This window comes from Streptomyces sp. NPDC020917, assembly GCF_044333795.1.
Taxonomy (GTDB): domain Bacteria; phylum Actinomycetota; class Actinomycetes; order Streptomycetales; family Streptomycetaceae; genus Actinacidiphila.
The window spans coordinates 78,912-91,811 of record NZ_JBIRRR010000005.1; the positions used below are offsets into that span (position 1 = coordinate 78,912).

Annotated in this window: 8 protein-coding genes; 5 read left to right on the forward strand and 3 right to left on the reverse strand. The window is 72.1% G+C overall.

What is annotated here, in order from left to right; translation table 11 throughout:
• Positions 1 to 22 precede the first annotated feature (22 nt).
• Together ACH4TG_RS12635 and ACH4TG_RS12640 are read left to right on the forward strand one after the other, a co-directional pair.
• On the forward strand, positions 23 to 553 hold the full coding sequence (locus ACH4TG_RS12635; protein ID WP_398242210.1) for a metallophosphoesterase family protein: 531 nt from the start codon (positions 23 to 25) through the stop codon (positions 551 to 553).
• Between the two features lie 142 nt (positions 554 to 695).
• Positions 696 to 1,994, forward strand: a complete 1,299-nt coding sequence (locus ACH4TG_RS12640) for a geranylgeranyl reductase family protein (RefSeq protein ID WP_398242597.1) — start codon at positions 696 to 698, stop codon at positions 1,992 to 1,994.
• Positions 1,995 to 2,051: 57 nt separating this feature from the next.
• Here the strand turns inward: ACH4TG_RS12640 and ACH4TG_RS12645 are convergent, their stop codons facing one another.
• The gene (locus ACH4TG_RS12645) at positions 2,052 to 5,360 is read right to left on the reverse strand and encodes a glycoside hydrolase family 3 C-terminal domain-containing protein (protein WP_398242211.1); all 3,309 of its coding nucleotides are present in this window, start codon (positions 5,358 to 5,360) and stop codon (positions 2,052 to 2,054) included.
• A 301-nt stretch (positions 5,361 to 5,661) separates the two neighbouring features.
• Here ACH4TG_RS12645 and ACH4TG_RS12650 point away from each other — a divergent pair, with 301 nt between their 5' ends.
• The gene (locus tag ACH4TG_RS12650; RefSeq protein WP_398242212.1) at positions 5,662 to 6,867 is read left to right on the forward strand and encodes an ROK family protein; all 1,206 of its coding nucleotides are present in this window, start codon (positions 5,662 to 5,664) and stop codon (positions 6,865 to 6,867) included.
• Between the two features lie 31 nt (positions 6,868 to 6,898).
• Here ACH4TG_RS12650 and ACH4TG_RS12655 read toward each other — a convergent pair whose 3' ends face one another.
• Together ACH4TG_RS12655 and ACH4TG_RS12660 are read right to left on the reverse strand one after the other, a co-directional pair.
• The gene (locus ACH4TG_RS12655; protein ID WP_398242213.1) at positions 6,899 to 8,989 is read right to left on the reverse strand and encodes an MGH1-like glycoside hydrolase domain-containing protein; all 2,091 of its coding nucleotides are present in this window, start codon (positions 8,987 to 8,989) and stop codon (positions 6,899 to 6,901) included.
• A 341-nt stretch (positions 8,990 to 9,330) separates the two neighbouring features.
• The gene (locus ACH4TG_RS12660) at positions 9,331 to 10,092 is read right to left on the reverse strand and encodes a FadR/GntR family transcriptional regulator (protein ID WP_398242214.1); all 762 of its coding nucleotides are present in this window, start codon (positions 10,090 to 10,092) and stop codon (positions 9,331 to 9,333) included.
• Positions 10,093 to 10,239: 147 nt separating this feature from the next.
• On the opposite strand from ACH4TG_RS12660, the gene ACH4TG_RS12665 reads away from it, so the two are divergent.
• Together ACH4TG_RS12665 and ACH4TG_RS12670 are read left to right on the forward strand one after the other, a co-directional pair.
• Positions 10,240 to 11,832: an ABC transporter substrate-binding protein gene (locus ACH4TG_RS12665; RefSeq protein ID WP_398242598.1), complete on the forward strand. Its 1,593-nt coding sequence runs from the start codon at positions 10,240 to 10,242 to the stop codon at positions 11,830 to 11,832.
• Between the two features lie 116 nt (positions 11,833 to 11,948).
• On the forward strand, positions 11,949 to 12,899 hold the full coding sequence (locus ACH4TG_RS12670) for an ABC transporter permease (RefSeq protein ID WP_398242215.1): 951 nt from the start codon (positions 11,949 to 11,951) through the stop codon (positions 12,897 to 12,899).
• Position 12,900 lies beyond the last annotated feature (1 nt).

Genomic DNA, 12,900 nt, shown 5'->3' on the forward strand with positions numbered 1-12,900 from the left:
CCGGCCGACGGAGGGAGGCGCCATGCGCCTGCTGCTGACCACCGACACCCATGTGCCGGCGCGGGCCCGGCGGCTGCCGGCCGAGCTGATGGCCGCCGTCGACGCCGCCGACGTCGTCTTCCACGCGGGTGACTGGGTGGACGAGGCCACCCTCGACCTGCTGGCCGCTCGCTCCCGCCGGCTGGTCGCGGTGTACGGCAACAACGACGGCCCGGGGCTGCGGGCCCGGCTGCCGGAAGTGGCCACCGCCGAGGTGGCGGGCGTGCGGTTCGCGGTGGTGCACGAGACGGGCCCGGCCCGCGGGCGCGAGGAGCGCTGCGCGCGGCAGTTCGCCGACGCCGACGTCCTGGTCTTCGGGCACAGCCACATCCCGTGGGACACCGCGGCCCCCGGCGGGCTGCGGCTGCTCAACCCCGGCTCGCCGACCGACCGGCGGCGCCAGCCGCACTGCACGTACATGACGGCGGTCGCCGACGCCGGCGCGCTCTCGGACGTCGCCCTGCACCGGCTTCCGCCCCGCAGCGCGGCGGGAGGCGGCGTGCAGGTCCGGTGAAAGCCGCGCGGTCAGGGGTGGCGGCGGGCATCGAGCGGCGGCCCCGCGGGTAGCGATGGGTGACGTGGATGACCTGAGCGACGCGAACGACACGAGAGACCCGAACCAGCCGGAGCGGAAGGCGGGGACGGCCGGTTCGCCCCTGCCCGCGCGGCCCGGCGACGAGGGCGGCACGCCGCAGGACGCGCAGGTCGTGGTGGTGGGTGCGGGCCCTGCCGGGTCCAGTGCCGCCTTCCATCTGGCGCGTGCCGGTCTGGACGTGCTGCTGCTGGAGAAGGACGAGTTCCCCCGCGAGAAGGTGTGCGGGGACGGGCTCACGCCGCGCGGCGTGCACCAGCTCATGCGGATGGGCGTCGACATCGGCGGCGACGGCTGGCACCGTTCGCGCGGCATGCGCTGGGTGTGCGGCGACCGGGACGTGTGCATCGACTGGCCCGGCCTGGCGCGGCTCCCGGACTTCGGACTGACCCGCACCCGGCACGACTTCGACGAGATCCTCGCCCGGCACGCGCAGGCGGCCGGCGCCCGCCTCCAGACGGGGGTGAAGGTCACCGGCCCGCTCACCGACCGCACCGGCCGGGTCGTCGGCGTCCGCGCGGTCGCCGGACCCGACTCCCGGCCCGTCGAGCACCGTGCGCCGCTGGTGATCGCGGCCGACGGCGCCTCGGCGCGCCTGGCCGTCGCGCTGGGCGCGCACCGCGACAAGGCCCGGCCGATGGGCACCGCGGTCCGCCGCTACTACCGCAGCCCCGAGCGCTCGCACGAGGAGTACCTGGAGCTGTGGGCCGACCTGCCTCACCCGTCGACCGGGGACCGGCTGCCGGGCTACGGCTGGATCTTCCCGCTGGGCGACGGCCGGGTGAACGTCGGTCTCGGCCTGCTCACCCGCCACCGCAAGAACTCCGCCGACCTGCGCGGGGCGCTGGCCGGGTGGCTGGAGCGGACCCCGCCCGAGTGGGGCCTGGACGAGGCGGGCGCGGACGGGCCGCTGCGCAGCGCCGCGCTGCCGATGGGCCTCAACCGCCGTCCCCAGTACGGCCGCGGCCTGCTGCTGGTCGGCGACAGCGCGGGCACCATCAGCCCGTGGAGCGGTGAGGGGATCTGCCAGGCGATGGAGTCGGGCGAGGCGGCGGCCGAGGCCGTGGCGCTGGCGCTGAGCCGTCCGGACGGGCCGGCCCGCGAGCGCGCGCTGCAGAACTACCCCGCGGAGCTGACCCGCCTGTGGGGCCGCTACTACCGGCTGGGGAACTTCACCGCGACCTACATCCTCAGCCGTTCGGGCTTCCAGCCCGTGCTGCAGCGGATCATCGACCGCCCCTTCCTCGTCAACGGCCTGGCGCGCCTGCTCACCAACCTGACCGACGATCCGTCCCACGACGCCATCGACCACATCCTCAACACCCTCGTGCGCATCACCCCCGCTCCGGTCCGCGGCCGTTGACGGCGGTGCACGGCGGCCGGGGCCCTGCGAACGGGCCCCGGCCGCCGGCTCCGCCGGTCAGCCGATCACGGCGTCGAACAGGTGCATGCCCGGGAGTTGGGGCAGGGTGACGTAGGCGACCTGCTTGCCCGCGGTGAGCGGGAGCGACGTCGCGTACACGCTGACCTGGTGCGGGCCGCTGCCCGTGGGCGGCTGGTTCCAGTTCGCGGTGGTGGCGACCAGGGTGTCCCCGGCGGCGGGCGAGTTGGCCCACCAGTCGGCCAGGGTGACCGTCGCGGTGGACGTCGTGCCGTCGGTGTAGGTGACGGTGAAGTCGCCGCTCTGGGTTCCGGGTCCGCCCGCGCCCAGCAGGCTGAGCCTGGTCCCGCTGCCGGACATCGGGATCACCTGGCCCTGGGTGGCGATGTTGTCGGGCGTGCCCGGGGCCACGTCGGGCCAGGTGAAGGTGGCCGGGCCCGCGGTGACGGGCTGCCCAGGCGTGATGCCGACGGCGGCGAGCTGCTGCGCCGAGTAGCTGTAGCCGGAGCCGTCGAAGTTCGCCGAGCCCGGGTCGGAGTCGTCGCTGACACCGGTGTTGCCGAAGGCCGCGGACCAACTGGTGTAGGGCGTGGTGACGTTGCCGACCGCCTGGGTGACCTTGGCGTGCCCGACCTTCTCCTCGTCGAACGCCGCGTCCAGGGTCAGCTGCCGGGATCCGGGGGTGGCGGTGGCCGGCGGGGTCACCGTGAAGGCCAGGTGGGTGGTGGAACCCGGTGCGGCCTGCGGGAGCCGGACGGTCGCCGGGCTGACGGTCCAGCCGGCCGGGACGCCAGGCGTGACGGCCACGTTCCGCACGGGCACGTCGGCGTCGTTGACGAACGTGCCGGTCACCTGGAACGCCCGGGCCGGCACGATGGACGGCGCCTGCAGGGTGACGCCCTGCGAGCCGTAGGAGCGCACGACGCGCACCGAGCCGCGGGCCGGCAGGTCCTGCGACGAGTCCCCGACCATCAGGCCGTACGTGCCGTCCGCCACCTGCCAGTTGCGGGTGGTCTCGTTCCAGGTGCGGAAGTCCGCGGCGGGGACGTCGAAGGTGACCTTGCGGGTCTGGCCGGGAGCGAGCGCGACCTTCTGGAACTCCTTGAGCTGGCTCGGCGGTTCGCCGGTCGTCGCAGGGTCGCGCACGTAGAGCTGGACGACGTCGGAGCCGGCCCGACGGCCGGTGTTGGTGACGTCGACGCTGGCCTTGACGGTGCCGAGCGAGGTGGTGGCCGGTGCGGAGACCTTGAAGTCGCCGATACGGAACGAGGTGTAGGACAGGCCGTACCCGAAGGCGAACAGCGGGTCGATGTGCCGGTCGTCGTACCAGCGGTAGCCGACGTCCAGGCCCTCGGAGTACTGCACCTTGCCGCCGGAGCCCGGCCATTGGGCGGTGGTGGCGGCCGGTACGTCGCGCAGGCTCTTCGGGAACGTGACGGGGAGCTTGCCTGACGGGTTCACGTCGCCGAACAGCAGGGCCGCGATGGCGCTGCCGTCCTCCTGGCCGGGGTACCACGCCTCGAACACGCCCTGTACCGAGTCCAGCCAGGGCATGGTGACCGCGGAGCCGGTGTTGAGCACGACGACGGTGTGCGGGTTGACCGCGGCGACGTCCTGGATGAGCGTGTTCTCCTCGGCCGGCAGGTCGATGTCCGCGAGGTCGCTGCCCTCGCCCTCGAAGTCACTGGCGAACACCACTGCCACGTCGGAGGACTTGGCGACGTCGACGGCCTGCTGGAGCGGGCTGCTGGGGCCGCCGGGCGGCTGCCAGCCCAGGTCGAGCATCGAGCCGCCGCCGTCCTGGTAGTAGTCGACCTCGATGCTCACCGGCTGACCGGCGGTCAGCGTGACGGTGCCGGTCTCCGTGGTGCCGCCCTGGTCGCGCCAGTTGTCGATGATCCGGTGGCCGTCGACGAGCAGCCGGCTGCCGTCGTCGCTGGTGACCGAGAAGGTGTAGGTGCCGGTGGACGGCGGGGTGAGGGTGCCGGTGTACTTCGCGGACCACTGGCTGGCGGGGACCGACGGCGCCGGGGGGCTGCCGTTCCAGTCGTAGTCCAGCAGTTCGGTGTCGCGGGTGGCGATCGGGTCGCCGGACAGCGTCATGCCCTGGTAGTAGGTGCCGGTCAGTCCCGCGCCGGTTCCGGAGCTCGGCGTGAGCACCGAGGCCGGCACCGTCGGCAGCGCGCCGTCGGGGCTGTCGCCCGCCGCGTACCGCACGGTGGTGTTCTTCCCGGCGCGCGCGGCGATGCCCTGATAGGGGGTGACGACGGAGTCGGCGGCGACGGCGGCGGACCCGCCGCCGGTGGTGAGCGCCTCGTTGCCGGCGTCCCTGCCGATCACGGCGATCGACGACGTCGCGTCCGGGGACAGCGGCAGCAGGCCGCCGCCGTTCTTCAGCAGCACGGTGCCGTCCTCGGCTACCTTCCTGGCCACGGCGGCGTGCTCGGGCGTGGTGACCACCGAACTCGGCGTGCCGGTGGGCGAGTCGGTGAACAGGTGGTACTGGAACATGGCGGTGAGGACGGGCCGCACCAGGTCGTCGATGGTCTGCTGGGACACCTGGCCGTTCTGCACGGCCTGCTTCAACGGCGCACCGTAGTACGCGTCGCCGGGCATCTCCATGTTCATCTGGGCTTGCGCGGAGGGCACCGTGGAGTGGGTGGCGCCCCAGTCCGAGGTGACGAAGCCCTGGTACCCCCACTGGTCCCGCAGGACCTGCTTCATGATGTACGGGTCCTGGCAGGCCGGTTGGCCGTTGATGAAGCTGTAGGAGCACATCAGCGAGGCCGGGTGGGACTGCTTGACGATGGTCTCGAACTGGGAGAGGTAGATCTCCTGCTCGACGCGCTGGTCGATGATCGCGTCGTCGTCGGAGTTGTTCCGGTTGGCCTCCTGGTTGTAGACGGCCCAGTGCTTGAGCTGCGCCATCTCCCCGGTGCCCTGGATGCCGGAGACGTCGGCGGAGCCGATCTGGCCGGCGAGGTAGGGGTCTTCGCCGTAGCTCTCGAAGGCGCGTCCCCAGCGCGGGTCGCGGACGATGTTGACCGTAGGCCCGAGGTCGACGTCGTCGCCCTTGCCCCATTGCTCGCTGCCGACGACCGCGCCGTACTGCCGGGCGAGACCGGAGTCCCAGGTCGCCGCGTCCGCCACCGGCGCGGGCAGCTGGGTGACGCCGGTCATCTGGTGCCCGACCCCGGCGGGCGAGTCGTCCAGGGTCAGCCGGGGGATGCACAGCCGCGGCACGGCCGGCACCGTGCCGGCGTACGCGCTGCTGCCGTCCCCGTGCAGCTCGCCCAGTTTCTCGTCGAGCGTCATCAGGCCGAGCACCTGGTCGACGCGCTGGTCCACCGGCGCCGTCGAGGTGACCCACGGGCAGTCGGACGGGGCGGCAGCCGGCGCGGCATGCGACGACCCCGCCTGTGAAAGGACGAGAACTGACGCTACAGCAACGGTCAGCGCATGAATTCGCCTGCGGCGATAACGCCGCGAAAGGGTACGCATCGCTCGAACTCCTCAGCCTCTGCGGTCGAGTTAGACATCGTTGTCGAGGTGGGACGGGGAGCGCGCCGCGACGGCGCGTTTCCCGGGGAACGATCAGAGCGGGACACCAATCTGCCGCCTACCGAAGGAAACCCGTACACTGCCCGGCATGGACAGCAACGGCTCCGGGGCGCTCTCCGCGCGTCGCAAGCGCACGCGCGACCAGGTCCTCGCGATACTGGCGCAGCACAGCAGCGGGTTGACCAGGGCGAGTCTGAGCCGGATGACCGGGCTGTCGGCGAGCGCGATCAGCGACTGCGTGTCCGGCCTGCGGTCCAGCGGGCTGGTGGTGGAGTCCTCCGCGACGCTCGGGACCGCTTCCGGCCGGGGCCGGCGGGCGACGGTCATCAGCCTGGTGAACGACGAAGGCGTGGTCGTCGGCATCGACTTCGGCCACTCGCACGTGACCGCGGCCGCGGCCACCACGTCCGGCGAGGTGCTGTACCGCTGCGCCGGCACCCTCGACGTGGACCACCGCCCGGGTCCCGCCATGGACCTCGCGGCAGACCTGGCGCGGAGTTGCGTCGAGCGCAGCGGCCACTGTCTGGACGACGTGCTCGGCATCGCGGCCGGCATCCCCGGCCCGCTGGACATCCGCACCCAGGTGGTCCGCCCGCCGACGATCCTCGCCGACTGGGTGGGGCTGGCCCCCGCCGCCGAACTCGCCCGCAGGCTCGGGCATCCGGTGTCGATCGGCAACGACGCCGACATGGGCGCGCGCGGCGAGCAGGCGTACGGCGCCGCCCGCGGTCTCGAGGACTTCCTGTACATCAAGGCCTCCCATGGCATAGGTGCCGGCATCGTCATCGGCGGCCGGCCGTACCGCGGCGCGACCGGGATGGCCGGCGAGATCGGGCACACGCAGATCCCCGACGCCGCCAACTGGTGCCGCTGCGGCAGCCGCGGCTGCCTGGAGACCGTGGTCTCCATCAGCAGCGTCCGCCGGCAGCTCGCGCACGTCCTCGCCACCCACGAGGCCGCGCTCGACGAGAGCGCCGTGCCGCCGCTGTCGCAGCTCAGCGACAACCCGGCCGCCGCCCGGGTGCTGAGCGAGGCGGGGCGGACCGTCGGCCAGGTCCTCGCCGGACTGGTCAACTGCCTCAACCCGTCCGCTCTGGTGCTGGGCGGCGAACTGGGCGCGGCCGGCGAGCCGTTCGCGGCCGGTATCCGCGATTCGGTGGCCCGCTACGCCCAGCCGGCCAGCGCCCAGGCCGCCGAGGTGATCACCGGCCGGCTCGGATCCGAGGCCGAGGTGCGGGGCGCCATCGCCGCCGCCGTGGCCGCCACCAGGACCCGGCGGACGACCGCTTCCTGACGCGGCGGCGAGGCGCCCCGGCACCGCCGGCTCAGCCGCCGGCGGCGTGGAACTCGACCCAGTCGAGGTTGATCCGCCCGCTGTCACCGGCCCCCATGGAGACGGTGACGACCGGGTGGCTGCCGCTGACCGGGATGTCGTCGACGGTGACCGTGCCCCAGCTGTCCCAGCTGTCGGAGACCTTGGGGAAGCCCACCTGGCGCACCGGGTGGCCGTCGACCGACAGCGTCATCGTGCGGGCGTCGCCGTTGGCGTTGGCGTAGCGCAGCGTCAGCGAGCCGGTTCCGGGCGCGGAGGTGGTCCGGTGCAGGGTGTAGGAGGATGCCGCGCCCTCGGACCAGATGCCGTCGATGAAGGCCCGGCCGCTGTAGCCGGTGTGGTTGACGTTGGTCTTGGCGCCCCCGGTGTTGAGCGCGTCCTCCGCCTCGATGTGCCCGGGGTCGGGGCAGCCGTCGAGGGCGGGCGTGCCGGCGGTGTCCGGGCACCGGTCGAGGGAGTCGCGGACGCCGTCGCCGTCCCTGTCCTGGTCGACCGCACCGGTCAGGGTGATCTCGACGGTGTGGCTGCCGCTGAGCGACGCCGGGATGGCGGCGGCGTGCTGCGGCCTGCCGTCGAGGGTGACCGACCGGATCCTGGTACCGGCGCCGTGCAGGGCGATGTCCAGGGTCGCGTCGCGGAAGTGCAGGCCGTGCAAGGTGACGTCGCCCCATCCGGCGGGCAGCGTCGGCGCGAGGGTCAGGGCGTCGTCGCCGAAGCCGAGTCCGAAGACCCCGGAGTCGATCATGTCGAGGAAGGCGGTGGCCGACCATGTCTGGTCGGGCTGCGATCCCCAGTGGAACTTCACGTCGCCGCCGAGCCGCTGGTAGCCGCCGTCGACCACGCCGGTGTGGCCGTTGTAGATCTCCCAGAACCCGCTGTTGGCCTGCGCGAGGTGGGCCAGGTGCGCGGTCTCGGAGGCGAAGGCGGACTGAGCGCCCTGCTGGGCCAGCGCCTTGGCCCACATTCCCTGGACGACGGGCCAGACGATCGCGTTGTGCCGGCCGGGCTGGTCGTCGGAGTAGCGCGCCCAGTTCGGGTAGGTGTCGGGCATGCCCCAGGCCATCTCGGTGGCGTGCGCGAGGACCGACCGCGCCTGGGCGGGGTTGGCGATGCCGAAGATCAGCGCGAACGCGAGCCCGGTGCCCTCCTGGTAGGCGCCGGTGGTGCCGTCCGCCAGCAGCATGTAGTTGTACAGGCCGGTCTTCCGGTTCCAGAAGTGCTTGTTGATGGCCGACTTCAGCGCCTGGGCCTTGGACCGGTAGGCCGAGACCTGCGCGGCGGGCAGACCGAGCCTTGTGGCCATGTTCGCCAGGTTGGTGTAGGCGGCGTAGTAGACCTCGTTGGTGCTGAGGAACATGCCGGTCGCCACCCCGGGCCACGGCATGGAGCCGGTGCTGACCGACTCGGTGGCGTCGGCCGGCGGTGCCGGGTAGCCGGCGATGCCGTCGTTGAAGAAGGACGCGCCGGTGAACAGGCCGTAGGTGGCGTTGTATCCGGCCGTGGTGGCGTGTTCGCGGATGGTCAGGGTGTCGGCCGCCGTCCGGTAGGCGTCCCCCAGGAACGCCCGGTCGCCGGTGACCAGGTAGTGGTTCCACGCGGCGGTGACCCAGATGACCTGGTCCCACTGCTGGTCGTCCTGCTGGATCTGCAGCTTGCCGTCGGCGTCCTTGTCGACCGCCGACCACAGGGTGTTCCGCGCCAGCGCCGGATCGAGCAGGCTGGTGGCGTTCCAGCTGTTCACCGACGCGTCGCGGGTCCAGGGCTGGGGGTAGCCGCCGCCCGCGCGCACGATGCCGACGCCGGGGTCCATCAGGCCGCTCTTGTCGTACACGGCCGGGTCCCAGGTGATGGTGTTGGTCTGCAGCAGGTTCTGCAGCGCCTCCTGGTACGCCGTGCCGTACAGCGCCTGGCTGTCGGGGTGGGCGAACTCCAGCGAGGGGGCGGACGGCGCCGGTGCGGCGTCCCCGCTGCCGGCCGCACCCACCGTGCCGGCTCCGTAGAGCAGGGTGCTGAGCGACACCACGGTGGCCGTGACCAACCCGATGGCACGCCTGCGCCGGTCGACCGTCGATCTGAACCTCATGTCGCACCTTCCTCGGCACCGCATGCGGCAGCACCGGCAAGAGGGGGAGGGTTCGCTTTCCATCCGGAAAAAACATCCGGAGCCAACGGAGTTCGACCGTAGTAAGGAAAAAGTCACGCCGTCAACGGTCCTGCAGCAAGTCGAGCCCGGCCGCACGGCGAACAGCACGAGCAGCACAGAGTGACTGAAGGGGCACCAACACCCGCCCTGCCCTGCGCTTTTGACATGATGTGCGGCGCTTCGGCCCTCGCCGCCGGACGACAGCGCGTACCGCGGGCGCGGCGGTCCACGGCTCGGCGAGGGCGAGAAATTCCTTTCAACGCAAGAACATGTGGGTCTCCTCACCGCTCATGTGATGCCGGGGCGGGCACCGCTCCCCCGGCGCGCGCCGCGGCCAGACGGCGGCGGACCGGCGCGTAGTGGGCGTGGACGGCCCGGGCGAACGCGGCCGCGTCGCCGCTGTGCAGCGCGGCCACCATCGCGCGGTGAGCGGCGACGGTGTCGGCCTGGTCCTGGACGCTGACCATGCTCAGGTGCGGCGCGACGATCTCGTGCACGTCCCAGCAGGCCGAGGACAGCTGCCCGAGGAGTTCGTTGGGGAGGGGTTCGAGCAGCAGCGCGTGGAAGCGCCGGTCGACGGCGATGACGTCGAGGCCCTCACGAAGCCCCTGCTCCATCTCCGCGACCGTGCCGTCGAGCCGCTCCAGGTGCTCCGGCCGCAGCGACGCGATGATCCGGTCCGCCATGCCGCGCTCGACGAGCTCGCGGACGTCGACCAGCTCGGACAGCACCCGGAAGTCGTCCGCGGGGCTGAGCAGTCCGCGGAAGGTCAGGCCCTCGACGAGTGCCGAGAGGCTGAGCCGGCCCACATAGGTGCCGTGGCCGTGCCGGACCTCGACGATGTCCAGCGCGGCCAGCGTCTTCACCGCCTCCCGGATGCTCGACCGGCTCGCCCCCAGGGCCGCGCACAGCTCGTTCTCGGTGGGCAGCGGATCCCCCGGCCGCAGCCGGCTGTCGAGGATGTACCTCTTGATCTCCTCGGTCACCTCGCGCCGCAGTGGCGTTCGGCCGTTGTCGAATCGTGAAATAAGCCGACTCGTCATCCCTTGACGTCCCCTCTGCTGCCAGCTACTTTCAGCCGACAGTACCGGACATCAGATGTCCGATGTTCATCGCCTCGCACATCCGGCGGTGAACCGGCAGTGAACCCGACCCCTCCCGCCTCCCGAGGAGCGAACGTGTTGGAACGGATGACCAAGGACGTCGATCGGCGCGGCTTCCTGCGCATGGTGGGCGCCATGTCGGCGGCCGCCGCCATAACCGGTTCGGTGGCGGCCTGCGGCGGGCCGTCCTCCACCGGCGGCAGCACGCACAGCGGCTCCACCCCGAACGCCGGCGGCACCATCGAGGCCGGCATCTCGTACACGCTGTCCTCGGGCTTCGACCCGATGACCTCGTCCGGCGCCACGCCGGTGGCGGCGAACATGCACGTCTTCGAGGGCCTGGTCGACCTGGACCCGGTGACCCGCGAGCCCTACGCGGCCCTCGCCACCGCGATGCCGCAGCGGGTCGACGGCACCACCTACCGGGCGTCGCTGCGCAAGGGCGCCACCTTCCACGACGGATCGGCGGTCACCGCGGACGACGTGGTCTTCAGCTTCACCCGCATCCTGGACCCGAAGAACGCCTCCCTGATGGTCCAGTTCCTGCCCTTCCTCGACACCGTGCGGGCCGTCGACGCCTCGACCGTCGAGTTCAAGCTGAAGTACGCGTTCCCGCTGTTCCCGACGCGGGTGTCGGTGGTCAAGATCGTGCCGAAGAAGATCGTGCAGGCCGACCAGAAGGCGTTCGACGCCAAGCCGGTCGGCTCCGGTCCCTACCGGCTCGTCGAGGCGACCAAGCAGGACAAGATCGTCTTCGCCCGCTGGGACAAGTACAACGGCTCCCGCCCGGCCAAGGCCGCGGCCATGAACTGGCGGCTGGTGGACAACAACACCGCCCGCGTCAACGCCCTGGTCTCCGGCCGGGTCGAGGCGATCGAGGACGTGCCCTACGTGGACGTCGCGACGGTCAAGGGCAAGGCGGAGACCGAGTCGGTGCAGTCCTTCGGCAACCTCTTCCTGATGTTCAACTACGCACGCAAGCCGTTCGACGACAAGCGCATCCGGCAGGCGCTGCACTACGCGCTCGACGTCGACAAGATCGTCACCACCGCGATGTACGGCCAGGGCATCGCGTCCACCAGCTACCTGCAGCCGAGCCACCCGGACTACCAGCGCGCGGCGACCGTCTACGGCCACGACCCGGCCAAGGCCAAGGAGTTGCTCGCCGCGGCCGGCGCGTCCGGCCTGAAGGTGACGCTGACGACCACCAACACCGGCTGGGTCAGCGACATCGCGCCGCTGATCAAGGAGAGCTGGGACGCGATCGGCGTCAAGACCACGTTGGACGTGGGCGAGTCCTCCGGGCAGTACGCGAAGGTCGACGCGGGCAACTTCCAGGTGATGGCGGCACCGGGCGACCCGTCGGTCTTCGGCAACGACGCCGACCTGCTGCTCAGCTGGTTCTACGGCGCCGGGGTGTGGACCACCAAGCGCTTCCGCTGGGCCGGTTCGCCGCAGGACGTCCAGGTGCGGGGCCTGCTCGACCAGGCCGCGCGGACGTCCGACGAGACCGCCCGCAGCCGGTACTGGGGCCAGGTGATCGACGTCATCGCCGACCAGGCGGTGCTGTACCCGATCGTGCACCGCAAGCTGCCGACCGCGTGGGAGTCGGCGAAGCTCAGCGGCTTCAAGCCGCTGCCCACCACCGGCCTGTCCTTCCTGGGCGTGTCCACCACCTGACCGGCCCGGGCCGGCCCGCACGCGGGCGGCCCCCGCATTCGGGGCCGCCCCGCCGGGCCGGCCCGGCGCCGCCCCCCTTCCCGCAACCACGGTTCCCCCGCAACCAAGGACTCCCGATGCTCCTCTTCCTCCGGCTCGCGCTGCGGCGTGTGGCGATGCTGCCGGTGATGGTCCTGGGCGTCGCCGCGCTGGTGTTCGCGGTGATGCAGTTCTCACCCACCGACCCGGCCTACAACGCCCTCGGCGACAGCGCCACCCCGCAGGCCCGGGCCGCCTTCGCCGCGGCCAACGGCCTCGACGACCCGCTGCCGGTGCGCTACGTGCACTTCCTGGACCGGCTGCTGCACGGCGACCTCGGCGTGACGGTCCCGCCCAGCCAGCCGGTCGCGGACCGGATCTCCACCGCGTTCCCGCTCACCCTCCAACTCACCCTGCTCGGCCTGGTGATCGCGATCGTGCTCGCCCTGGCCCTCGGCGTCACCGGCGCGCTCTGCCGGGACCGCTGGCCGGACCAGCTGACCCGGGTGCTGTCGATCTCCGGCGTCGCGATCCCGTCCTTCCTGGTCGGCATCGTGCTGATCCAGGAACTGGCGCTCGACCACCCGGTCTTCCCGACCGGCGGCTACGTCAACCCGGGAGACTCGTTCACCGGCTGGCTGAAGTCGATGGCGCTGCCCTCGATCGCGCTCGCCGTCCCGGTCGCGGCGGGCCTGGCCCGGCTGGTGCGCACCTCGATGGTCGCCGAGCTCGACCGCGACTACGTCCGCACGGCCAGGGGCAACGGATTGCCGCCCTCGGTGGTCATCCGCGGGGTGCTGCGCAACGCCATGGTCACCCCGCTCACCGTGCTCGGCCTGCGGGTCGGCTATCTGCTGAGCGGTGCCGTGGTCATCGAGCAGATCTTCGACCTGCCCGGCATGGGCCAGCTGATCGTCCAGGGGGTCACCGGCGGCGACGTCGCGCTGGTCCAGGGCACCGTCCTCACCATCGCGGTGGTGTTCCTGGTCGTCAACATCATCTCGGACCTCGTCGTCCTGCTCGTCAACCCCCGCGTCAGGACGGTGTGAC